The following is a 22,622-nucleotide window of genomic DNA, read 5'->3' as shown; positions in this document are numbered from 1 at the left end:
GTTACGCCGCGTCCGCCGCCTTCCCGCTCGCAATAAAATGCGGGTTGGCGAAATCCTCGTCGTCGCTCTGTTTGCGCTTGCCATAGGTGAGCGGCTCGCCGTCCAGCGTGCGCGTCATGCCGCCGGCGGCGCGCAGTACGGCGTCGCCGGCCGCCGTGTCCCATTCCATGGTGCGGCCGAAGCGCGGATAGATGTCGGCTTCGGCTGCGGCGAGCAGGCAGAATTTCAGCGATGAGCCGACCGAGACGATCTCGGCGGCGCCGAGATCCTTGATGAAGGCTTCGGTCTCCGGGGTGTTGTGCGAGCGGCTGGCAACGACCGCCAGCGGCGTGACCGCCCTCCTAACCGAAATCCGCCGGCGGCCGACGATACGGAAGTCGCCATCGACCTCGATTGCTTCGGCCCAGCCCGGCCGTCCAGAGAAGAACCGCCCGCTGCACGGTGCGAAGACGACGCCGATCTCCGGCACGCCGTGCCGGACAAGCGCGATGTTGACGGTGAAATCGGTCCGGCGGTTGACGAATTCCTTCGTTCCATCGAGCGGATCGATCAGGAAGAAGGCGCCATCCAGATCGGGCGGCACAATGCCTTCGGCGACCTCTTCCTCGGCCACGCAGGGAATATCGGGATAGGCCGCACGCAGGCCGGCGAGGATGATCGTCTCGCTCTCGCGGTCGGCTTCCGTGACCGGCGAGGAGTCCGACTTGCTGTCGACCGCGCAGCCGGCCTTGAAGACCCGCATCACCTCGCGTCCGGCTTCGAGCGCCAGGCGCTCGAACACGTCGAGCATCACTTCGTCGTCAGATGCCGCCGCCGCTGTCATATTGGTCTTCGGCAATGTCGCGCTCATTCAGCCAGTGTTCCAGAGCCTCTACCATCTCCTCGGCCGTCTTGCCGAGTGTCTTGAGATGGATTTCGGGATTTTCGGGAGCTTCATACGGGGAATCGACGCCGGTGAAGTTCTTGATCTCGCCATTCAGCGCCCGTGCGTAAAGGCCTTTCGGGTCGCGTCGGGCGCATTCCTCGAACGGCGTATCGACGAACACTTCAACGAACTCGCCGTCGGCCATCAACTCCCTGGCCATGCGCCGCTCGGCGCTGAAGGGGGAAATGAAGGAGACGATGACGATCAGCCCGGCATCGGCCATCAGCTTTGCCACTTCGGCGACACGGCGGATGTTTTCGACCCGATCGGCGTCGGTGAAGCCGAGATCGCGGTTGAGGCCGTGGCGGACATTGTCGCCGTCGAGAATGTAGGTGTGGCGCCCGGAAGCGAACAGCTTCTTCTCGAGCAGGTTGGCGATGGTCGACTTGCCCGAACCGGAAAGGCCGGTGAACCAGAACACGGCGGGACGCTGGCTCTTCAAGTCGGAACGGCCACGCTTGCCGACATCGAGCGACTGCCAGTGGATGTTTTCGGCGCGGCGCAAGGTATGCAGGATCATGCCGGCGCCGACCGTGGCATTGGTGATGCGGTCGATCAGGATGAAGGCGCCGGTATCGCGGTTGTCGGCGAAGGTGTCGAAGGCGATCGGCGCCCGGGTCGAGATGTTGCAGATGCCGACTTCGTTCATCTCGAGCGACTTCGCCGCCTCGCGAGCGAAGTCGTTGACGTTGACGCGGTATTTCAGGTCGGTGACGGTGGCGCTGGTCTGGTCGGTCTCGGTGCGCAGTATATAGGAGCGTCCCGGCAGCAGCGCTGCCTCGTCGAACCAGACGATGTTGGCGGCGAACTGGTCGGCGACCTGCGGCCGTGCCGCCGGCGACACCAGCATGTTGCCTCTGGAGACCTCGACCTCGTCATCGAGCACAAGGGTGATGGCCTGGCCGGCCACCGCCTGGGCAAGATCGCCGCCTTGCGCGACGATGCGCTTGACCCGCGAGGCCTTGCCGGATTTGGCGACCACCACCTCGTCGCCCTGCGCGACGGAGCCGGACGCGATGGTGCCGGCAAAGCCGCGGAAGTCGAGATTGGGCCGGTTGACATACTGCACCGGAAACCGGAACGGCAGTTCGACCGCGGCCTCGTCGACCGATATAGTTTCGAGATGCTCGATCAGCGACGGGCCGGAATACCACGCCGTCTTGCCGGAGCGGCTGGTGACATTGTCGCCATAGCGGGCCGACATCGGGATCGGCACGATCGTCTGGAAGCCGAGCTCGTGCGAGAACTGCCGGTAATCCTCGACGATACGGTCGAACACCGCCTGGTCGAAATCGACGAGGTCGATCTTGTTGACGGCAAGCACGATATGGCGGATGCCGAGCAGCGAAGCGATGATCGAGTGGCGCCGGGTCTGGCGCAGCACAGCCTGGCGCGCATCGATCAGCACGATGGCGAGATCGGCAGTCGATGCGCCGGTCGCCATGTTGCGGGTGTACTGTTCATGGCCGGGCGTGTCGGCGACGATGAACTTGCGCTTGGGCGTGGCGAAGAAGCGGTAGGCGACGTCGATGGTGATGCCTTGCTCGCGCTCGGCCTCGAGGCCGTCGACCAGAAGCGCGAAGTCGATGTCGTCGCCAGTGGTGCCGTGCTTGCGGGAATCGCGCTCGAGTGCGGCGAGCTGGTCCTCGAAGATCTGCTTTGTGTCGGACAGAAGACGGCCGATCAGCGTCGACTTGCCGTCGTCGACCGAGCCGCAGGTGAGGAAGCGCAGCAGCGACTTCTTCTCCTGCGCCGCCATGTATTCGCGCACGCCGTCGGTGGGAGCGAGGCTCTTGGCCAGGATATGGCGCATGCTCAGAAATATCCCTCGCGCTTCTTCTTTTCCATCGAGCCGGCTTCATCGCGGTCGATGAGGCGGCCCTGGCGCTCGGAGGTGCGCGCCGTCAGCATCTCGCCGACGATGGCTTCGAGCGTGTCCGCGTCGGATTCGATGGCGCCGGTCAGCGGATAACAGCCGAGCGTGCGGAAACGCACCAGACGGTTCTCCATCGTCTCACCGGGGCGCAATTGCATGCGATCGTCATCCTTCATGATCAGCATGCCGTCGCGTTCGACCACCGGCCGCTCCTTGGCGAAATAGAGCGGCACGATCGGGATGTTTTCCTGCAGAATGTACTGCCAGATATCGAGCTCGGTCCAGTTCGACAGCGGAAACACGCGGATCGATTCGCCCGGCGCGATGCGGGTGTTGAAGATCTTCCACATCTCCGGCCGCTGGTTCTTCGGGTCCCAGACATGCTGGGCGTTGCGGAAGGAAAAGATGCGCTCCTTGGCGCGCGACTTCTCCTCGTCGCGCCGAGCCCCGCCGAAGGCAGCGTCAAAGCCGTATTTGTCGAGCGCCTGGCGCAACGCCACCGTCTTCATGACATGGGTGTGGGTGTTCGAGCCATGGTCAAAGGGGTTGATACCGTCGCGCACGCCGTCTTCATTGACGTGGACCAGCAGGTCGAAGCCGAGCTTCTGCGCCATCTGGTCGCGAAAGGCGATCATCTCGCGGAACTTCCAGGTGGTGTCGACATGCAGGAAGGGGAAAGGCGGCTTGGCCGGATAGAAGGCCTTCATCGCCAGATGCATCAGCACGGAGGAATCCTTGCCGACGGAATAGAGCATCACCGGCTTGGAGAAGGAGGCGGCAACCTCACGGAAGATGTGGATGGACTCGGCCTCGAGCCGCTGCAGGTGCGTAAGCGCGATGTTCATGGACTGTGAGCGTTCTCTCGTGCAATCCAGACCTTGCATCAGATGGATCGGGCGTCCTTTTCAGCCGCCCGGTTCAAGCTTCACTGCTGGACACTATCGGTTCGTGCCGGCGTTCTAGCAGATCGCCACCTGATATAACAACGCTGGAAAGGCCGGCGGCCACACCGATCGGCAACGAATTTTCCATGAAAAGCCTAGAATCCGAAAATTCCTGCCCGACGGAGCGATAGCATTCAAAGGCCGGGAAAAATCTTGCCTGGACCGAAAGAAACGCCGGCCCGACCTCGTCGCACTTTCGAAAACCGCACCCAGCCGCTATACCGGCTCCTGAACCTGCGCCGGGCGGCATGCCGCAAATGCCGCCGCCAAACATTGTCCGTCGCCACGCGACCCAGCGCATTGTGAACCAGAGCATTGACCCCGATCTCCGCCATCAAGCAGCACGTTTCGCCGTCACGGATCAACGTCACCTTCTCCATTTTGTGCTTCTTTTTCCCGCCGGTACTGGGATCGGCGGTCAGCTTTTTGTTCAATGGCGGCGGCCTGTGGTCGGTGCTTCTGCTTGCGCTGAAAAGACGGCGTTTCAACATCGACCGGCCGATGACCGCGATGACGGTGGCCATCTATGCCTATTGCGCAGCCAGCGTGCTCGCCTCCATCGTCAACAATTCGATCGCCAGGGATGCGCCGCATCTGGCAGGGCTGATCACCTTCCTGTTTTTCCCTGTCTCATACGCGACCTGGAGCATTACCGAGAAAACCACGCTGACGCGCATCGTCGTGCTGGCGAGCGCCGCCGCCTGTTTTGGCGCCCTGCTGCTGGCGGTCGTGCAATATCACGGGCTGGGCATACGGGCCGAAGGCGGCGCCGGCAATCCGATCGTGTTCGCGACCGTCGCCTGCCTCAGCATGATGATGTGCCTGGCAGGCGCCTTATCGGGTGTCGAAAAGAACAGGGCGTTGCTGGCCTGCGCGACACTGGCCGGTGCGGTCGCCATTGTCTATTCGGGGTCGCGGATCATCTGGCTAGCGATGCTGGTGGCCGGCATCGCGGTCCTGCTGATCAACCGTCGCAAGCTCAACAACAGAAACGCCATTCGGCTTTTGCTGATTGCGGGCGCGATCGGCATCGTCATCGCAGTCATTGGTCTCCCCATCATTTCCGAGCGCGCGGCCTTCCTGTTCAGCGACTGGGATGCGCTCGCCACGAAGGGCGACCACACGACCGCGCTCGGCTTGCGCGCAGCACTTTGGCAGATTGGGCTGAGCGCCTTCCACGACATGCCGATTTTCGGTCACGGCATTGCTGCAAGCCGTGAGCTGATAAAGGATGGATTCCACAATCAGTTCCACATGCCGTCCACGGGCTTCAGCCATTTTCACAATGGCTTCCTGACTGCATTGGTGGAGGCCGGGCTGCTTGGAGCCGTAACGCTCGCGGCTGTGTTCTTCGTTGCCGCGAGAAACGCGGCCATCGTGCTGCGCACCAGCACGGACGCGATCGAGCGGTTCGGCGCCACGATGATTGTCGTCACTGCGATCATCTACCTCATCGGCGGCCTGACCGGCATCCTGGTCGGCCACGACATCCTCGATGCCACACTGATGGTGTTCCTGGTGTCCGGGACATATCTTGCATCGGGCCGGCAACAAATGCTGCCGGAACAACAGGCACCGGCCCCGGCGCCCCAGGCAAGCCGGCCGTGAAAGTGCTGGTCACAGGCGCGACGGGTTTCATCGGCAGGCAGGTCGTCAACCAGCTGCGCGAAGCCGGGTTCGGGGTGCGCATGGCATCGCGCCACCCGGAACGGCTCGATCCCGTGAGCGATGCGGTTTTGTTGCCGGACTTCGACGCACCGGCTCAGGCATACCAGGCGCTGATGCGAGATATCACCCATGTCGTCCACTGTGCGGCGCTCAACAACGACCGCAAGGCGAGCGAAGCCGACTTCATGGCAGCCAACGCGACACTGACCGCGCAGCTGGCGCGCGCGGCCGCCTCGCGGACAAGCGGGCGCTTCATCTATCTGTCGTCGATCCGGGCAGTAGCCGGTCCCGGTTTCAGCGGAACGATCAGCGAGGCGACGCTCCCTGCCCCGCAATGCGCCTACGGGCGCTCGAAACGCGAAGGCGAGATCAAGACACTGGAAGCCTATGCGTCCAGGCCCTCCGATGCCACGGCGCTGCGCCTGCCGCCGGTCTATGGCGAAGGCATGAAGGGAAACCTGCGTGGAATGATGCGGGCTGCCGCCATTGCCTTACCATTGCCCTTAGGCGCTTTCACCGCAGTTCGTTCGCTGATATCGCGCGACGCGGTGGCTGGCGCCGTGGCGCATCTTTTGACTCGTCCCACGCCACCGCGCCCGACCTATGTCCTGGGCGATGCTTCCCCCGTTGCGATGTTCGAAATCTTGACTGCATTCAGGCACGGATACGACGTTCCGACCCGGCTCGTTCCTGTGCCGGCCTGGCCATTCAGGCTGTTCGCCACACTGCTTGGCAGAAAAGCAGCGTACGACGCTTCCATGGCGACACAGATTTGCGACCCGTCACTGCTGATCTCGGAAGGCTGGATGCCGGAAACCGACACGCTCGGCCGGATTGAGGAACTTGCACGACAGGCCCGTCAGGTCCGGTAGATTGTGCCAAGCAGGATTTTGACGTCGAGTCCGATCGAGGCTCCCCTGAGATATTCGGCATCGGTTTCGGCGCAGAGTTTCGGATCCGACATGTCGATGCCTCTCATCTGCGCAAGCCCGGTAATGCCTGGAAGTGCGGCAAGCACACCCAATTGCCTGCGGCGGTCGACCAACTCGGTTTGCGTGGGCAGGCATGGACGCGGCCCGACCAGGCTCATCTCGCCCTTCAGCACGTTCCAGAGCTGCGGCAGCTCGTCGATCTTGAATTTTCGCAGCACCTTACCGGCGGCGGTGACGGAGTTTGCCGGCGCCTGATGCGAGGGCAGAGATGGCGTTCCCACAACCATCGTCCTCAACTTGTGGCAGCGAAACAGCACCCCGTGCTGGCCGACGCGAGTTTGGGAGAGGAGTGCCGGTCCGGGCGACGACAGCCTGATTGCCAGTATGGCAAGCAGGGTGACGGGCGAGGTCAGCGGCAACAGAACCGCCGCCGCGACGAGATCGAAAGCTCGCTTGGGTCCCCTCATGGCCATCTCAGCATGCTCTAGATCCGCCGCCAGATGAAGGCCACATAGAGCCCAAGCGTCCCAGCCAGCGTCTGCCGGTAGACGCCGCTTTTCCTGAGAAGGCGCAGGCGTCGCAAGATACCGCCCTTTCGCGCCCTGATGAACAGGCCGAGACAGGCGGCGGCATCCCTCGTGAGGATGTCGCGATTGACGGCCAGGCCGCTCAGATTGTGATCGGTCCAGACGGCGAACTCGCCCCTGAAGAGGCGCCCCAGCCGCGACAGCCTCGCCTTCCACGACACGTTGGCGCCGACCAGGTTTGCCTCATGCTGGCGGTAGCGCACCAGCGGTCGCGGGTCATAGCGGACAATGCCGCCGGCAGCCGTGACGATCAGATAGGTCCACCAGTCATGGCTGACGAACTCGGTCCTTGCCGATGCCTTTGCCAGCAACTTTCGCGCGGCGCGGTTGATCATCATCGTGTTGCCGCCGGCAATGCTTTGCACAAGCGCATTGCGAAATGCGGGTGGATGCTGGAACAGCGGCGAATACCCTTGCGCTGCTCCGGTTTCGGACATGGTCGCGGTTCTGGAGCAAAACAGCAGCGGCGTTCCGGCGTCGTGCCCTTGCATCCAGGCAATGGCGCTCTCCAGCCTGTCCGGCTCCCAGATGTCGTCCTGGTCGCAGAAGGCGTAGTAGTCGGCCTCGATGCGCGGATCGATGATCATCGCGCGGAAATTGGCGGCAAAGCCTTGGCGAGGACCATTCGACAGGGTCAACCGGCCCTTGGACCAGCGGCTCTGCCAGGCGCCGATAATGGCCGAAGTGCCGTCTGTCGAACCGTCGTCGGAAACCCAGAGGTCGACAACAGGATGCGATTGCGCAGCCAGCGACGCGAGCTGCTCGTCAAGGAAAGCCGCGCCATCTTTCGTGCCCAGCAGCACGGCCACGCGCTGATCTTGTCTGCTCACTGGTTCAAAATCATCTGCAAACGCCTGGGAACGGCCATCGGATCGGTTTCAATAGCCAATCCCGGTCGATCAGGACAGGCTCTTTGTTTTGACGCAATCCCGGACGGAAAACCGCTCCACACTTTTCTTGGAATTGCTCTAACCAGCTTGCCCGACTGTTTTCGCAACGGTTTCCCGGCGTGCCTCACTTGGAGGCTCTTCCGCCTGATAGAGGCCGGCCATGACGGCGAGCGCCGAGGCCTTGTCCTGATCGCGCATGGCCGCCTGCAGCAATGTCAGCGCCGCCTGGACCTTGGGCCATCCCACGACATCGGTCCTGAGGCCGAAGATCTTGGGGATATCCAGCGCGACGATCTCCTCATTGCCGCCATGCAGCACTTCGTGAAGCTTCTCGCCCGGCCTGATCCCGGTGAAACGGATCGGAATGTCGGTGTAGGGGCTTTTGCCGGCCATGCGGATCATGGTTTCAGCGACTTCGAGGATCGGCACCGGCTTGCCCATGTCGAGCATGTAGATGGCGTAGTCGTCCTTGCCCTGGCGCCGCTCGGCGTCGGCCGCCGACATGATGACGAGGTCGACGGCTTCGGCCACCGTCATGAAGTAGCGGGTCATGCGGCGATCGGTGATGGTGACCGGACCGCCGGCCTCGATCTGCGCCTGGAAGATGGTGGCGACCGAGCCATTGGAGCCGAAGACATTGCCGAACCGCACGGCGATGAACTTGGTGCCGGAGCGACGGCCGCTGGCCCCGGTGGCGTGCGTTTCGTGCAGCGAAGAGACGATCTGCTCGGCGGCGCGTTTCGTCATACCGAGCACCGAGGTCGGATCGACCGCCTTATCGCTGGAAATCAGCAGGAACTGCGGCACCCCGCATTTGGCGGCAACCTCGGCGCAGACGAGGGTGCCCAAAATGTTGGTCTGGATCGCCGATTCCCAATTTTCCTCGAGCAGCGGCACATGTTTGAGCGCGGCGGCATGGAAGATGATGTCGGGCTTGAAATCGCTGACGACGCGGGTGATCTGGCGCCGGTCTGTGACATCGACGATGCGGCTCTTGAGCCGGACATGGTCCTTTTCGTCAACCTGCTGGTCGAGCTGGAAAATACCGAACTCCGAGATATCGGCGACCAGAACCGCCTCGGCGCCAAGTTCCAGCGACCGCTTGACCAGGATGCGACCGATTGAGCCGGCGCCGCCGGTGACCAGGACGCGCTTGCCACCGATAAAGCCGCCGATCCGCTCAATATCGGAAGCAACTGTGGGGCGGCGCAGGATGGTTTCCATCTCGACAGCGTCGAGTACCAGCTTTCCGCCTTGGCCGAGCTCCGAAACGCCGGAGAATTGGACGACGGCGATACCGCTGTGACGGGCGACACGGACCAGTTCCGAATATTCCTCGATCTCGCGTTCGGTGCCATTGCCGAAAATCAGCATGTCGAGGCTTTTGGTGCCTCTTGCATATTCTTCGAGGACCTCGACCAGGCGGGGCCGCACGGCTACCACCGGAACGCCCTGGATCTGCGTTCCCAACGGCGCGCCGTTCTCGATGGCCATGATGCCGGCGATGGAATATTCGGCCGGCTCGGCCGTGCGTGTGAAGCGGATGATGACGTCTGCTTCGCCAAGCCTGCCGACGAACAGCGCTTGTTTGATCGCCGCATTGTTTGCGTTGCGGCTCAGGATTCGCCAGCTCGCCCCGTCGCGCAGGAACCGGTAATAGAGCCGAGGCGCCGATATGATGGTGAAGGAGACGAGGAAAAAGACGATGAACTGGCGCTCGTTGAGGCCGGTCACCGGCTGAAACGATCGAACCGCCAGCGAGACGACATAGAGCGTGACGGTCAGGATGGCGCAGCTCTTCAGGATGTTGAAGAAGTCCGGCGTGGAGGCGAAACGCCACACGGTGTTGTAGAGGCCGCAATAGCGAAACAGCATATGGCTGAGAAAAACAATACTTGCCCAGCACGCCAGGCCGGCCGTGGAGAGCGCGTCGAATGAAAGTCTCGACTGAGAAAGCCCCAGACTCAGCGCCACCGCGACCAGGACCATGACCAGATCCTGGATCATTATAATGGCGCGCCGCATCTTCGGCCGAAGTCCCGATACGGCTTGTACGTATGATGTCATTGGGTAGTACTGAACTCCAGGCGCGGGTATATCAATACCGGACAGGCACCGGATGGAACATCATCCGTCACCACTCCAGATTGCAAATTCCAAGTCCCTTGCCCAGCTATCGCAATAGCGCGGAGTCGGGGGTATCGCCAGATGTTTTTGACGAATATGTGATCAAAGGTGAATGCGGCTGTTCCGGACCAATCGCAATTGGCTGAACTGTGGCCTTTCAGGACAATTGTACAGGTCCAAAAGACATTGCTAATGGGCGCTCAAGATATTGCTGGGCTTCACTAAGCCGCAATCATTTGCCATACGCTCGTCGCAATGGCTATGAAATGTCCCTCGCCTCATGTGGCCATCGGACATACGAAGCGACCAAGAACGGATTGCGACACCAACAATGATTTTGGCACTGAACGGCGCCCTCGACGATATCAGCAAGGCTATGAGGCTGCATCGGGTCTGGATTGCGCTTGCTCACGAAGATATCGGCGACCAGCACAGACGCACGACACTTGGCCCGCTTTGGCTGCTGGTCAATTACATCGCGTTCGTCGGCACATTCGTTTTCGTGTTCCAGCCTGCCGGTAAGGATGCCGCAGGCTATTCCGCCTATGTCGCAATAGGCCTGATGGTCTGGTTCTACCTGATGGAAATCATCTCCTTGAGTGTTTCCCTCTTCCAGCGTGAGGAGAGCTTCATAGAGGGCACGACCCTGCCCCTGTTTGTGTACGTGATGCGGATGACGGTTCAGTCCGTCATTCGCGTGGGCTATGCGATCGCAGGTTGCATCGTGATTCTGCTCCTGAGCGGCTCGGGACTTACCCCCGCATGGCTATGGTCGCTTGCAGGGCTACTCCTGATCCTGTTCGCCACTCCAGCTGTCATCACGGTCTTCGCCTTCCTCGGCGCATTTTTTCCCGACAGCCAGTTCATCGTCGGCAACATCATGCGAGTCGGGATGTTTTTTACGCCTGTCTTCTGGATCTACAGCGGACAGGACGGCATACAGAAATACGCCTACCACTGGAATCCATTCAGCTATTTCCTGGAAATCGTGCGCGAGCCGATCACGAACGGCGCGTTTCCGATGCACGCATTCGCCGTAACGGTCTATATTTCCTTGTTCATGTGGGCGATTGCATTGTTGCTGCTTGGCCGATATCGCAGGCAAGTTGTTTTCCTGATTTGAGTTTTTTCGATGGTTTCTATCAAGCTGGATAACGTCAGTCTGGTCTACAAACTGCACGAAAAGTTGACGCTTTCCGCGCCGGATCGGCGTATGGGCGGACCAGGCGGCAGGATTGAGAGTTCAGGCAGAAACCAGTTCGTGCAGGCGCTCAACGGCGTCAGTTTCCAGCTCAAGGCCGGCGACCGATTAGGCTTGGTCGGCCCAAATGGAGCGGGCAAGACGACACTACTCAAGGTGCTCTACGGAATCTATGAACCATCCGGAGGGAACATCGCCATAGAAGGCAAGGTCGACGCCCTTTTCAACATCAACATAGGCTTTCGCCGCGAAGCCACAGGCCGCAGGAACATCGTTCTGCGTGGCTTGATCAACGGATGGACAGAAGCCGAGATCGAGGAAAAGATGGAAAGTATCATCGCTTTCAGCGAGCTCGGCGACTTCATCGACCTGCCATTCAAGGCTTACAGCCAGGGCATGGCCGCGCGGCTTGCCTTTTCGGCAGCAACCGCGCTCGATCCCGAAATTCTGCTAATGGACGAATGGATCGGTGCCGGTGATGCCTCTTTTCAAGACAAGGCCCAAAGGCGCATGGACGAATTGGCGGAAAAGGCCGGCATCATCGTTCTGGCAAGCCACAATGAGAGCCTCATCGAAAGAGTGTGCACAAAAAAGCTGACGCTCAAAAGCGGCCGCGTGGAATCGCTAACGGCAGGGCCGGTCAAACACACCGGAACTGAAAAAATTGTCTTGTCATGACAGAAAGTTGCTGGAGTTGGGGCAGGGACGGGCTGGATTAGTTTGATAAAGTAATAAAGGTTTTGCGGCAAAGGTGTTGGAGCGGCATGATTGGGGTTTACGGTGCGAACGGGTTCATTGGCCGTCATTTTGTTCGGCGGTTGGCGGTACAGGGTGTGGCAATTCGTGCCGTATCCAGAAGATTTGACCCAGAATTCCTTCGCTCCTTTGACAAGTCGGTTGACTTTGTTGAAGCCGACCTGCGTGATCCGATCGCAATGGCCTCTTCGCTGCAAGACGTCGACTCTGTTGTGCAATTAATATCGACCTCGAGTCCCGGCCTCAAGAACGACCACGTCATCGCCGATATTCAGGAAAATGTTATTCCCCATGTAGAGTTCCTGCAAACCTGTGTGCGGGCTGGCGTGAGACGCTATTTGTTTCTCTCATCTGGGGGCACGGTTTATGGCCCTGGTGCGCCAATACCTACGCCGGAGACCTGCGCTACCAACCCCATAAATTCACACGGACTGACCAAGCTCATCGTGGAAAAATACATTCAGATGCATGGACATCTCGAAGGGCTGGAATACGTGATCCTGCGGGTCGCCAATCCTTTTGGTCCAGGGCAAGCCTTCCGCAAGGGTCAAGGGCTGATCCCAGCCATCCTAGACCACTGGCAGAAAGGCCTACCCGTCCGAATTTTCGGCGACGGCCAAGCGCGTCGCGACTATATCTACGTTGAGGATGTCATCAACGCGATAGAAAGCGCGCTTGTGCTGCCGAGCACCCCCCGCCTAATCCTGAACATTGGCAGTGGCCAGGTTCGGTCCGTTACCGAGATAATTGCCGCGGTCGAATCAGCAACGGGCCACCGTTTCGAGCGCGAATACGTTGCTGCCAGAAACACTGACGTTGACATTGCCAGTCTGGATGTCTCGCGCGCGCGCTCCGTTCTGGGGTGGGTACCACGAACCGATTTTGACGAGGGCATCGCCAAGACAGTAGCAAGCATGAGCGGTACGGGGCGATAACAATGTCGCTGCGCGCACAGTATTTCGAGAAAGCCCTTGAGAAGAAGACCGGTCTCTAGCCTGCCATTCCATTCCTTGAAGAAGCGATAGGAATTTTTTCATGGGCCTAACCAGAGTAGAAATTGACCAGCCCAGAGATAGGCTTCTACGACATCCAATCGACGCCGTTAACGGTTGGATCGCGAAGCCGTTTGGTACTGAAATTTCCATTGGCTATGAAACCTTGGACGGTCGAACAGGGAAATTTCGATTATCAACGTACCGGAGGGCTGATCTTGACCCTTCTCAGGGCGTTGGCTTCACTTTTTACGTGGATTTCGTACGAAACGAGATACACAAAGCGGGAACGTTGGACCTGATATTCAGGGCTGAGGGCGAGAGGGCAGCCGACGTGGCAGTTGCCGTAACTGATGAGGCGATTGCTTTGGCTAACAGTTGCAGAGCCAATCAAGCTGCCAAGCTTGATTCTTTGAAGCAAATCTTGAACCGTGACTTGCAACAATGCGAGGGCTGCGTAGCACCGTCGGCGCTGCCGGAAGGCTGGCCCATTTCGCCACAACTCGAATCTAAAATTGATGCTGTCTCTTCGCATTTCTACGGCGGAATGATTCATGAATTCCTCAAGCGATTGCCTAGTGGAGCCATTGCACTAGATGCTGGGGCTGGCCTGAGAAAGCGCCCGGTTCCAAACGTGATAAACGTAGAGATCTATGACTATCCCAGCACAGACGTCCTTGCGATAGGACAATCTCTACCCTTCAAGGATAACTCGTTCGCGGGGATACTATCACTGGCTGTTCTTGAGCATGTAGATGACCCCTTCCAATGCGCAAGGGAACTGGTACGGGTGCTGAAGCCCGGTGGCAAACTTCTTCTGATGATGCCATTCTTACAGGCGGAGCACGGTTATCCGTCCCATTATTTTAATGCAACTCGATCTGGTGCAACGAAGCTATTTGAGCAGCTCGACGTTGAGAGCCAAACGATCCACCGCTCGAACCATCCAATAAACACATTAAATCAGATACTTGGAGTCTATCATTCGGGACTTGATGCTGGAGTGCGAGAGGAATTTCTGAACATGCCGGTGCGAGAGATTTTCTCGCTGGCTGAACGGTTTGCAAGAGATGAAGATCCCCCTCTTACGCGTCTCTCGCTTGAAAAGCAGTTCGAAATCGCGTGGGGCACAACGACGGTATTTTCAAAAAGAGCGTGAAACGTCCATTAGGTGAGTGCTACGAAACCAAAGATATGCTTCCAAGCGAGGTGCCTCGATGGCGATTTGGTCATGCCTTATCAACGGTTATCCTGAAAAGGCCCGTGTTTGAGGCGGCTCCGTCAAACTGTGGATAGATCGCAATCCCATTGATACTTTCCGCGTCAATGGTGATCACGTTCTCGCCGTGGAATAGCTGAATCCTGTCGGTGAGGCCGTCAGTGTAGCCGTCGCCTGTGTTGACACATAGATCGATAAAGGCCGGAGCGCTGCGCCTTACAAACGATAGATATACCCGCTTGTAACCTGCTAGGCCTTCGAACAGGATGTGCGGTTGACCACCATCCTTCTGGATCCAATTGTCGACCAGAGATAGTCCTACATTACACTGGAAGGCCTCAATCGCGTCTTTTGATCCGAAATCGAAACTCTCCGCCTTTGATACCCGGGCCGTCCAGTCTTCCTTCTTGGTTCTGACGTAGCCGCGCTGCGGGTCGGTCATCGCGAGAGCTCGTTCGCGCTCGTCCTCCGATGGCCGCAGATGGAGGAAGGCGCACAACTCATCTAATAAATTCGAGGGCTTCAGCACCGCCCGCTCATAGTTGACGATCATGAGAGGACAATCGATCTCTTGAGTTGCAGAAGCTACCTGCGCCAAGCGCGTTGCCGAAAAGCTGAATGCATCGCGAAAATTTACATCCGATTGCTTCATCTGACTCTCGGCTATCGCGGCCAGATTGCGGAACACAACGATCACGAATGGGTTGCGAAGGTGAGGCAGCAACCGCACGATATACTCGGAAGAGTGGGGCATCTTCCAGCCCCATACATTGTACTTCGCGTCACGATGAGCGACTACCTTCTTGATCGCCTGTAGGTCTTCCGTGATGAATTCTGGATCTTCATGGTTGTTGCCGAGGTTCCGCCCAAGGTTGACCCCAAGCTCCCGCGCTATCCCAGCGACCATCGATGTCCCGCCGCGCTGCACTCCAATGATCACGATTGTCTTGGTATTAGTGTCGAAGCCGGGCTTGACAATCATGTAATGTGGTCTCCGCTGGGAAGGCGGGGCTTCCTAGCGGTGATAGGAAGCATCTTCAAGATCGTTCCCACTCAAATTCCTCTCCACCGAGACCGTGAGCCAAGATGCACAGTTCCACTCAGATTTGTTGCGAGGTCCCAGCGACCCGGCCTCCTGGTGTGAAACAATTCATGCCTCGTGCTTGATCGCTGAGGGGCGCGCATGGACGGCCTCCCTAGATAGGGACTCGAGGAATGCCGCCAACTTGTCTGCCTCGGAATCCCAACTGCCTGCCCTCGCGCGTCTCAAGCCCGCTTCTGCAATCCTAGCTGCTCCGACCGGGTCTTCCAATAGCCTGATCAAGGCTTGTGATATCCCATCCACACTCATATCGCAGTATACAGCCTCCTCATCGGACATGAGCCACTCAGACTGAGGCCCTCTGTTAAGCACTACAGGACAGCCGCAAGCTGCGACTTCAAGCGGGAGCAACGAAAGATTGGTTGCCGAGAGAATTAGGGCGACGTCGCATTGTGAGTACAGGTCCGGCAATTCTCCAATGGAAACCGTGCCTGCATTGAGATGATGAAAAGGAATCTCGTACGCTCCGACATCCCAACCTGCAAAGATCACCGCAACATCCGGAAGCCTCTCACAGACTTTCTTCAGAGCGAGAAGACCCATTTCGAATCCACGTCTCGGGGTGACTGGCCTAGCATAGAAAAGTATATGCCTTACGGAGCCCGAACGTCTTCTTTGCGGATTATACAGACTGAGGTCACAAGCGAACGAATACGGAAACGTCGTCATTCCATATTCTCGGCTAAGTTTTTCTGCCAACCATGTCCCGGCAGTAATACCTGTCATACCAAGCTTATAGGTATTCTCTGCAAACGAATATTCGCTACCATGCGCATAAAATTCTGGTTCAAAATCTTGAACAAAGTATAATTTATGCTCTGTGTCGCGAAATTTGGAAACCCAATAGGCGGTCTGCCAGCCCGTGGCAACCAGATAATTGCACGGCTCGATTGAGCGAACGCCGAGCGAAATTGTAATCCCGTGATCTCCGAAAGCCTGGTTGAACGCCATTTGCGCTTCTTCCACAGAATTCCATCGATGCGGTTCCATAACCACGACATGCTGGTTGGGGAACCCTCGATCTTTCAGAAGTCGCATCATGCGAACAATATTTATGTGGCCACCTGAAGACGCATTGAAGTCTGGGATTACCCACGTCATCGAGCCGATCGGAGTATTGTCATGGGTGATCCTCAATCCGAAACCCTGCTCCTCCCCCAGAAGAAATTCATAGTGCCCAATAGCGTCTTGTTTGCCCTGAATGACTGGCGGCATCGTTGCAATCACTCGAGAAACAGCCTTGCGTGTCGCGACCCGCCATCCCTCTCGCCGTACAGTCCTTGCAAATTTTGAAAGATTTGATGACAGCATATCCAAAACGACCCCTATCTAGCGTGCAATTGCTTGTCTCTGGACAACGCATTACCGTATTTTCTCGCAAACTTAGAACTATTGGTCCCGATGTAATACCCGACCTGTCGTGCTAAATTATCTAGAGGTTTCTTGAAAGTAGCTACGGGATGAGAAATTACCCAACCATTCTTAAACGCGAGCGCAACATCGCGCGCGCTGGTTCTCAAAGCTTGCCCGAACAAATACCGCACTGTCGGGCACAACTTGTATCCGAACAGCTCTCTGAATGCCTTTGCTTCCTCATAACTTCGCTGCACCCTTTGCCATAGAGAGTATTCATGAGAATGGTTCACCAACGAATCCCATGAAAAGGCCTTACGAAAACCGGCTTCAATTACCACCTTTGCCCATAGTTGATCTTCTGCAAAATCAACGTCTGGATAAGGATAATCTTGCCACACAGACTTGCGTAAACAGGATGAATTGTCAGAATAGAAATGAAATACCTGTCGAACGCCCTGCGTTTTCGAATACAATCTCGCGTCGCTGATCCAGACTTTCGGCCAATTTCTTAATCCCAAAAAATGAGTGTCGATCTCCCAAGCCGTGAACGGCGTTGCGTCCTCGTAGGCTGCATGGCGACCGAATACACCAGCAACCTGATCATCCTCCAAGAGCGGTCTCACCAGTTCCTTCAACCAAAAAGAATTGGCGGGACAAGCATCATGTGTTAGGAAAGCGCAGAATTCTCCCCTTGCTTCACGAACGCCAAGGTTCCTTGTCCTTCCGTGCCCAAACGAGCAAGGCTCTATCTCGATTAATTTGAATCTAGGGTCGTTGGTCGGTACCAATTGCTTAGAGCCGTCCTTTGAGCCGGAGTCGATAACAATTACCTCAAATCCCTGTTCGAATTCCTGCTTGGAAACCATCTCGATGACGCGCTTGAATTGCGGCAGTCCGTTCTTCACAGGAATAATCACGGACACTAAAGGCTTCGCTGCTGAAAATACCGGAAGTTTATTGTTTGGATCGGCACTCATGGTCTCATCCGGTTTTCGAATTGTCGCTCGTCCTATTCCGCGAAACAGGAGAGTTGGAGGTCCGATGTGCACCGGGAGTTAATTTTCGCCCGACCTTTCCAAAGCCAACCAAAAGGCGCTTTGCTGCTCTCATCGGCATGGCTACGCGCCATGAGGTGCTTGCATAAACGGCATCGAGAACGCTGCGCAGCCGCTTTTCCTCGGAGCGCGCTTGCTCCCGCTCGGCAAGCAACTGTCCGGCCAGAGCCTCATGAGCCTTGCTCTCGCCCGCCAGCCTCGCGATTTCGGCATCGTGCTGCGCGATCTCATTCGCGATCTCGACATCGCGCTGCGCGATCTCATTGGAGAGCGCCTCTATGCGAGCCATTTGGTGTTCGACCAGTTCCCGGTTGGTTTCAATCTCCTCTTCCATTGTCGCACGACGCAGCGACCATGGATTCCCGGTCTCATCGATCGGTATGTTTACCGTACCGTTCAGGGCCAGCATGCTGCCCTCGACAAGTGCAACCCGGCCTTCCACACGACGGGGACCCAGAACATTGTCCTGTGACGGACGTTTGGCGACGATGCAAAGCGAGTTCAAGAACCCGATGGAGTGGATCGAAGCCAGGGAAGTTTCCTCGAACACGGCGTCGTACTTCTGAGAAAACGCGGCCAGCACATCGACACGAAGGTGGTGTAGTCCCCAATGCTCATAGTTGACCACGTCAAGCAGACGTTTGAAAAATGACATGGAGGAAAGAGGATCATATAGGCCGCCCTCATACTTACCCCAGTAACTGCAGTGCAAATCTTCAGCTACGTACAGGCCTCCCACCGCAAGATGAGGGAAGTAGCGGGCGAAAGAGCGTATGATATCCGAGGATCGGTGCGAGCCGTCATCAATAATGATGTCGAATTTTGCGGTCTGGGCGACAATGTCGCGTTCGACGTCGGCGGTGTTGGCATCGCCGACGATAACTGCGATCTTCTCATCATCGAAGGTCAGCTTACCACTGGCCGCATTGATATCGCAGCCTACAATAAGCTCCGCTTGCGGAAAATACTGCCGCCAGATTTCCAGCGAACCGCCGTTCTGAACGCCAATTTCCAGAAGTCGAACAGGCTTGTTTCGGAAAACCGCAAATATATCTTCATATGCGTCCAAATAAATCGACCATTTGTCCGATATTTTTCCGGTATGTTCCTCGTAGATGTTGCGAAGTGACTTATCTCTTCCCTTTGTCGACCTCGCGTCCTGCGGTGCGTCAGGTAATGGATACTTTTTCATGTTATCAATGCCAGTTTCGTCTCTCCGCTCAAGAGACGGTGTGCCACCACTTCCGTCGCTTCCGGCCACTCGGGGGACGTCCATCCGAACACGGCAGAGAATTTGGCCGTCGACAGCCGCGAATTGCGAGGGCGACACGCCTTGGTTGGGTAGTCCTTGGTCTCGACGTTACCTACCCGCGCATAAGGACCACCATGAGCGCGGCTGGTCTCCAAAATATGACGGGCAAAGCCGCTCCAGTTGATCCCCCCGGTGCCGGCCAGATGATAGATGCCGTAACCGTCAAACGCCTCGTCGCCGCGCAACACCGCCGCCGCATGCAGGATCGCATCGGCAATATCAAGCGCCGAAGTCGGATTTCCCCACTGATCGGCGACCACGGCGATCTCGTCGCGGTCGCCGGCCAGCCGCAGCATGGTTTTCACGAAATTCTTGCCGAACGGGCTGTAGACCCAGGCGGTGCGCAGGATCAGATGGCGCGGATTGACGGCGGCCACGGCCAGCTCGCCGGCAAGCTTGGAGGCGCCGTAGACGCCGAGCGGTGCGGTGGCGTCGGTCTCGACATAGGCGCCGTCCTTGGTGCCATCGAAGACGTAGTCGGTCGACAGATGGATTACGGGCACGCCGAGCTTCGCGGCCGCCTCGGCGACCTTGCCGGCGCCGACGGCGTTCACAGCGAAGGCAAGATCGGGCTCGTCCTCGGCCTGGTCGACGGCGGTGTAGGCGGCAGCCGACACCACGATATCCGGCCGCGCTGCCGCGAGTGCGTCGAACACCGTATCGGGCCGCGCCAGATCGAGCACTGGGCGGCCGAGGGTGACGACCTCGATGCCATCGCGCCTCTGCCCGGCCTCCAGCAGGCTGGCAGCGACCTGACCGTCGCGTCCGGTGACAACCAGCCTCACGCCGCGCCCTTCCTGCCTTCAACCTGGCCGCGCGACCGGACTTGCCCCAGCCGCTCGCCGGCGTAGCGCTGCTCGCGGATCGGTCCCCACCACCATTTGTTGTCGAGGAACCAGTCGACGGTCCTTGCAAGGCCGCTGTCGAAACTCTCCGCCGGCGCCCAACCGAGATCCCGGCCGATCTTGGAGGCATCGATTGCATAGCGGCGGTCGTGGCCTGGCCGATCGGTCACGAAGCTGATCAAATCGCGGTAGCTCCTGCCGCCGCTGCGCGGACGCCTGATGTCGAGCAGGCCGCAGATCGTCTCGACGACGCCAAGGTTGGTACGCTCGGAATTGCCGCCGACATTGTAACTTTCGCCGGGCTGGCCCTTTGTGGCGACCAGTTCCAGAGCACGGGCGTGATCCTCGACGAACAGCCAGTCGCGCACATTGGCGCCAGCGCCGTAGACCGGCAGCGGCTTTTCGTCGAGCGCGTTGAGGATGACCAGCGGGATCAGCTTTTCGGGGAAGTGATAAGGCCCGTAATTGTTCGAACAGTTGGAGAGCACGACCGGCAGGCCGTACGTCTCGTGCCAGGCCCGCACCAGATGGTCGGATGCGGCCTTGGAGGCGGCATAGGGCGAGGATGGCGCGTAAGGCGTCTCCTCCACGAACATGCCGCCATCGAAGGGCAGATCGCCGAACACCTCGTCGGTCGAGACATGGTGGAAGCGGAAGCGCGCCTTCCTGTCCTCGTCAAGGCCGCGCCAATATTCGAGCGCCGAATTCAGCACCCGGTAGGTGCCGACGATGTTGGTCTCGATGAAGGCGCCGGGTCCGTCGATCGAGCGGTCGACATGGCTTTCGGCGGCGAGGTTCATGACGACGTCGATCTCGTCGCGGTGGAGGATGTCGAGAACCGCCCGCTCGTCACAGATGTCGGCCTGCGCAAATTTGTAGTTGTGTGCATTCTCGATGGTGCGCAGCGAGGCCAGATTGCCGGCATAGGTGAGCTTGTCGAGATTGGTCACATGGTAGGCCGGATTGGCGCACAAATGCCGGCACACCGCCGAGCCGATGAAGCCGGCACCGCCTGTCACCAGAAAATTCATGGCGCTCTCCTCACATCGTCGCGCGTCATGCGAACACCTCGGCCTCAGCAAGCGCCGACGCCTTGAGGTCCTTGGCCGAGAGCTCGAAGGCGCCGGCCGGCGACGGCCAATCGATGCCGATATCAGGATCGTCGAAACGGATCGATCGATCATGCGCCGGCGAATAGGTGTCGGTGACCTTATACAGAACCTCGGTGTCCGGCACGAGCGTGACGAAACCGTGCGCGAAACCCTTCGGCACCAGGATCTGGTTGCCTCTCTCGGCCGATATTTCGAGCGCGACCCATTTGCCGAAGGTTTTCGAGCTGCGGCGGACGTCGACCGCCACGTCGAGAATGCGGCCTCGGATCACACGCAGCAACTTGTCCTGCGCTCGTGGAGGCAGTTGATAGTGAAGCCCCCGCACGACACCTGCGGCAGCCGAATAGGAATGATTGTCCTGGACGAAACGCAGATCGATGCCGGCCTCGGCAAAGGCCTCGGCATTCCAGGTTTCGATGAAATAACCGCGCGCATCGCCGTGCCGCTTCGGCACGATTTCCAGCACGCCGTCCAAACCGAGCTGCCTGACTTCCAGCACTCTATGTCTCCGTCAGCTCGGCGACACGCCGGCGCAGATAGGCGGCGTATTCGTTCTTGCCCAGGCGCGTGGCGCGCTCAAGCACCTTGTCGGCGGTCAGCCAGCCCTGCTCGAAAGCGATTTCTTCAGGACAGGCGACCTTGATCCCCTGGCGGTGCTCGATCGTGCGCACGAAGGAAGAGGCTTCATGCAGGCTGTCATGCGTGCCGGTGTCGAGCCAGGCATAGCCGCGGCCGAGCTGATGCACGTGCAATTTCCCGCGCTCGAGATAGACGTTGTTGACCGCCGTGATCTCGAGTTCGCCACGCGCCGAGGGCTTGATCGTCGACGCGATGTCGACGACCTCATTGTCGTAGAAATAGAGGCCGGTGACCGCCCAGTTGGACTTCGGCTCCCGCGGCTTCTCCTCGATTGTCAAAGCCGTGCCGCTGAGCTTGTCGAACGACACCACGCCGTAGCGCTGCGGGTCCTCGACATGGTAGGCGAACACCGACGCGCCGCTTTGGCGCTGCGCAGCAGTGCGGCAGAGCTGCGACAGGCCCTCGCCGAAATAGATGTTGTCGCCGAGAATCATCGACACATTATCCTTGCCGATGAAGTCGCGGCCGATGATGAAGGCCTCGGCAAGCCCGTTGGGCTGCGCCTGCTCGGCATAGGAGAATTCGACCCCGAATTCCGAACCGTCGCCCAGCAACTCCCGAAACACCGGCAAGTCGCGAGGTGTCGAAATGATCAAAATCTGGCGGATACCGGCGAGCATCAAGACGCTCAGCGGATAAAAAACCATCGGCTTGTCGTATATTGGCAGAATCTGCTTAGAGATCGCTAATGTAAGGGGATACAGACGCGTCCCGCTGCCTCCTGCAAGGATTATTCCCTTCAACAAGCTCTCCTTGAATTACCGGCCCCCGCCTCGAAATCAAGTTGCCCGTGCTTAGGTTTCGCGCAATGGCTTGTCAATTCAATCTCGGCCGTGGATCGGCGCCAGAATTGCTCTGCATCTGCCGCCTCGCGGCAATTTGACCGACCAGGCACAAGCTGACGATGCAAATGGGCGTGGCGATTTGGCAACCGGCTTGCACCATCGGCTGGCGGACGCGTGACAACAAAAAGCCGGGGGGGGCCGGGGGCGCCCCCGCCGTGGGTGTTGGGGGGGTGGGGGGGGGGGGGGGGGCCCGGCCCACACACCGCCGCCCCCCCGGGGGGGGGCGCCGCCCGGGGGGG

20 protein-coding genes are annotated in these 22,622 nt (G+C 58.7%); 6 read left to right on the top strand and 14 right to left on the bottom strand.

Features of this window, described 5'->3' with window-relative positions:
• Nucleotide 1: 1 nt before the first annotated feature.
• Genes cysQ through cysD form a run of 3 tightly spaced genes read right to left on the bottom strand, consistent with a single transcriptional unit; the run spans nt 2 to nt 3,646 of the window.
• Nucleotides 2-790, bottom strand: coding sequence for a 3'(2'),5'-bisphosphate nucleotidase CysQ (gene cysQ, locus NKI88_RS26615; protein ID WP_031196090.1), 789 nt, complete (start codon nt 788-790; stop codon nt 2-4).
• A 10-nt stretch (nt 791-800) separates the two neighbouring features.
• Nucleotides 801-2,738, bottom strand: a complete 1,938-nt coding sequence (gene cysN, locus NKI88_RS26610) for a sulfate adenylyltransferase subunit CysN (protein WP_023684584.1) — start codon at nt 2,736-2,738, stop codon at nt 801-803.
• Between the two features lie 2 nt (nt 2,739-2,740).
• Complete coding sequence (gene cysD, locus NKI88_RS26605; protein ID WP_023670717.1) at nt 2,741-3,646, bottom strand: sulfate adenylyltransferase subunit CysD; 906 nt, start codon at nt 3,644-3,646, stop codon at nt 2,741-2,743.
• Between the two features lie 414 nt (nt 3,647-4,060).
• Here cysD and NKI88_RS26600 point away from each other — a divergent pair, with 414 nt between their 5' ends.
• On the top strand, nt 4,061-5,353 hold the full coding sequence (locus tag NKI88_RS26600; RefSeq protein WP_031202480.1) for an O-antigen ligase family protein: 1,293 nt from the start codon (nt 4,061-4,063) through the stop codon (nt 5,351-5,353).
• Nucleotides 5,350-6,285 (top strand): NAD-dependent epimerase/dehydratase family protein, encoded by a 936-nt coding sequence (locus NKI88_RS26595; protein ID WP_023670715.1) that lies wholly within the window; start codon nt 5,350-5,352, stop codon nt 6,283-6,285. The genes NKI88_RS26600 and NKI88_RS26595 overlap by 4 nt, the downstream gene beginning before the upstream one ends.
• Here NKI88_RS26595 and NKI88_RS26590 read toward each other — a convergent pair.
• The 3 genes from NKI88_RS26590 to NKI88_RS26580 form a co-directional block, all read right to left on the bottom strand.
• Entirely contained in the window at nt 6,273-6,812 is a 540-nt protein-coding gene (locus tag NKI88_RS26590) for a sugar transferase (protein ID WP_023684586.1), read from the bottom strand. The two genes, NKI88_RS26595 and NKI88_RS26590, sit on opposite strands and share 13 nt — an antisense overlap.
• Nucleotides 6,813-6,829: 17 nt before the next feature.
• A complete protein-coding gene (locus NKI88_RS26585) occupies nt 6,830-7,762 on the bottom strand; it encodes a glycosyltransferase family 2 protein (protein ID WP_023732070.1) in 933 nt (310 codons plus the stop codon).
• 138 nt (nt 7,763-7,900) lie between these two features.
• Nucleotides 7,901-9,889 (bottom strand): SDR family NAD(P)-dependent oxidoreductase, encoded by a 1,989-nt coding sequence (locus NKI88_RS26580; protein ID WP_352658363.1) that lies wholly within the window; start codon nt 9,887-9,889, stop codon nt 7,901-7,903.
• Nucleotides 9,890-10,280: 391 nt separating this feature from the next.
• Between NKI88_RS26580 and NKI88_RS26575 the strand changes: the two genes are divergently transcribed.
• The 4 genes from NKI88_RS26575 to NKI88_RS26560 all read left to right on the top strand — a co-directional run bounded on the left by NKI88_RS26575 (nt 10,281) and on the right by NKI88_RS26560 (nt 14,057).
• Nucleotides 10,281-11,072, top strand: coding sequence for an ABC transporter permease (locus NKI88_RS26575; protein WP_023743697.1), 792 nt, complete (start codon nt 10,281-10,283; stop codon nt 11,070-11,072).
• A gap of 9 nt (nt 11,073-11,081) precedes the next feature.
• Complete coding sequence (locus NKI88_RS26570) at nt 11,082-11,828, top strand: ABC transporter ATP-binding protein (RefSeq protein WP_352658361.1); 747 nt, start codon at nt 11,082-11,084, stop codon at nt 11,826-11,828.
• Nucleotides 11,829-11,914: 86 nt separating this feature from the next.
• On the top strand, nt 11,915-12,841 hold the full coding sequence (locus NKI88_RS26565) for an NAD-dependent epimerase/dehydratase family protein (RefSeq protein WP_023743695.1): 927 nt from the start codon (nt 11,915-11,917) through the stop codon (nt 12,839-12,841).
• Between the two features lie 100 nt (nt 12,842-12,941).
• Nucleotides 12,942-14,057: a methyltransferase domain-containing protein gene (locus tag NKI88_RS26560; RefSeq protein ID WP_352658359.1), complete on the top strand. Its 1,116-nt coding sequence runs from the start codon at nt 12,942-12,944 to the stop codon at nt 14,055-14,057.
• Nucleotides 14,058-14,127: 70 nt separating this feature from the next.
• On the opposite strand, the gene NKI88_RS26555 is transcribed toward NKI88_RS26560, so the two are convergent.
• The 8 genes from NKI88_RS26555 to rfbA all read right to left on the bottom strand — a co-directional run bounded on the left by NKI88_RS26555 (nt 14,128) and on the right by rfbA (nt 22,281).
• Nucleotides 14,128-15,099: a sulfotransferase family protein gene (locus NKI88_RS26555; protein ID WP_352658357.1), complete on the bottom strand. Its 972-nt coding sequence runs from the start codon at nt 15,097-15,099 to the stop codon at nt 14,128-14,130.
• Between the two features lie 168 nt (nt 15,100-15,267).
• Nucleotides 15,268-16,434, bottom strand: a complete 1,167-nt coding sequence (locus NKI88_RS26550; RefSeq protein WP_352658355.1) for a glycosyltransferase family 4 protein — start codon at nt 16,432-16,434, stop codon at nt 15,268-15,270.
• 110 nt (nt 16,435-16,544) lie between these two features.
• Nucleotides 16,545-17,552 (bottom strand): glycosyltransferase family 2 protein, encoded by a 1,008-nt coding sequence (locus NKI88_RS26545; protein ID WP_352658353.1) that lies wholly within the window; start codon nt 17,550-17,552, stop codon nt 16,545-16,547.
• A gap of 4 nt (nt 17,553-17,556) precedes the next feature.
• A complete protein-coding gene (locus NKI88_RS26540) occupies nt 17,557-18,822 on the bottom strand; it encodes a class I SAM-dependent methyltransferase (RefSeq protein ID WP_352658351.1) in 1,266 nt (421 codons plus the stop codon).
• The gene (gene rfbD, locus NKI88_RS26535) at nt 18,819-19,727 is read right to left on the bottom strand and encodes a dTDP-4-dehydrorhamnose reductase (protein WP_023743690.1); all 909 of its coding nucleotides are present in this window, start codon (nt 19,725-19,727) and stop codon (nt 18,819-18,821) included. Before rfbD ends, NKI88_RS26540 begins: the two co-directional genes overlap by 4 nt.
• A complete protein-coding gene (rfbB, locus tag NKI88_RS26530; RefSeq protein WP_352658349.1) occupies nt 19,724-20,818 on the bottom strand; it encodes a dTDP-glucose 4,6-dehydratase in 1,095 nt (364 codons plus the stop codon). Before rfbB ends, rfbD begins: the two co-directional genes overlap by 4 nt.
• Nucleotides 20,819-20,843: 25 nt before the next feature.
• A complete protein-coding gene (gene rfbC / locus NKI88_RS26525) occupies nt 20,844-21,398 on the bottom strand; it encodes a dTDP-4-dehydrorhamnose 3,5-epimerase (RefSeq protein WP_352658347.1) in 555 nt (184 codons plus the stop codon).
• Nucleotide 21,399: 1 nt separating this feature from the next.
• A complete protein-coding gene (gene rfbA / locus NKI88_RS26520) occupies nt 21,400-22,281 on the bottom strand; it encodes a glucose-1-phosphate thymidylyltransferase RfbA (protein ID WP_023732078.1) in 882 nt (293 codons plus the stop codon).
• Nucleotides 22,282-22,622: the final 341 nt, after the last annotated feature.

Source organism: Mesorhizobium sp. M0317 (genome assembly GCF_040321555.1).
In the GTDB taxonomy this organism is placed as follows: Bacteria; Pseudomonadota; Alphaproteobacteria; order Rhizobiales; family Rhizobiaceae; genus Mesorhizobium.
This window is presented reverse-complemented; position numbering and strand designations above follow the sequence as displayed.

Coding starts and splice junctions, on each gene's coding strand:
- NKI88_RS26540 (WP_352658351.1), bottom strand. CDS start 18,822: ATGAAAAAGTATCCATTACCTGACGCACCGCAGGACGCGAGGTCGACA.
- cysD (WP_023670717.1), bottom strand. CDS start 3,646: ATGAACATCGCGCTTACGCACCTGCAGCGGCTCGAGGCCGAGTCCATC.
- NKI88_RS26550 (WP_352658355.1), bottom strand. CDS start 16,434: ATGCCGCCAGTCATTCAGGGCAAACAAGACGCTATTGGGCACTATGAA.
- NKI88_RS26545 (WP_352658353.1), bottom strand. CDS start 17,552: ATGAGTGCCGATCCAAACAATAAACTTCCGGTATTTTCAGCAGCGAAG.
- NKI88_RS26560 (WP_352658359.1), top strand. CDS start 12,942: ATGGGCCTAACCAGAGTAGAAATTGACCAGCCCAGAGATAGGCTTCTA.
- cysQ (WP_031196090.1), bottom strand. CDS start 790: ATGCTCGACGTGTTCGAGCGCCTGGCGCTCGAAGCCGGACGCGAGGTG.
- NKI88_RS26575 (WP_023743697.1), top strand. CDS start 10,281: ATGATTTTGGCACTGAACGGCGCCCTCGACGATATCAGCAAGGCTATG.
- cysN (WP_023684584.1), bottom strand. CDS start 2,738: ATGCGCCATATCCTGGCCAAGAGCCTCGCTCCCACCGACGGCGTGCGC.
- NKI88_RS26555 (WP_352658357.1), bottom strand. CDS start 15,099: ATGATTGTCAAGCCCGGCTTCGACACTAATACCAAGACAATCGTGATC.
- NKI88_RS26590 (WP_023684586.1), bottom strand. CDS start 6,812: ATGAGGGGACCCAAGCGAGCTTTCGATCTCGTCGCGGCGGCGGTTCTG.
- NKI88_RS26570 (WP_352658361.1), top strand. CDS start 11,082: ATGGTTTCTATCAAGCTGGATAACGTCAGTCTGGTCTACAAACTGCAC.
- rfbB (WP_352658349.1), bottom strand. CDS start 20,818: ATGAATTTTCTGGTGACAGGCGGTGCCGGCTTCATCGGCTCGGCGGTG.
- NKI88_RS26565 (WP_023743695.1), top strand. CDS start 11,915: ATGATTGGGGTTTACGGTGCGAACGGGTTCATTGGCCGTCATTTTGTT.
- NKI88_RS26580 (WP_352658363.1), bottom strand. CDS start 9,889: ATGACATCATACGTACAAGCCGTATCGGGACTTCGGCCGAAGATGCGG.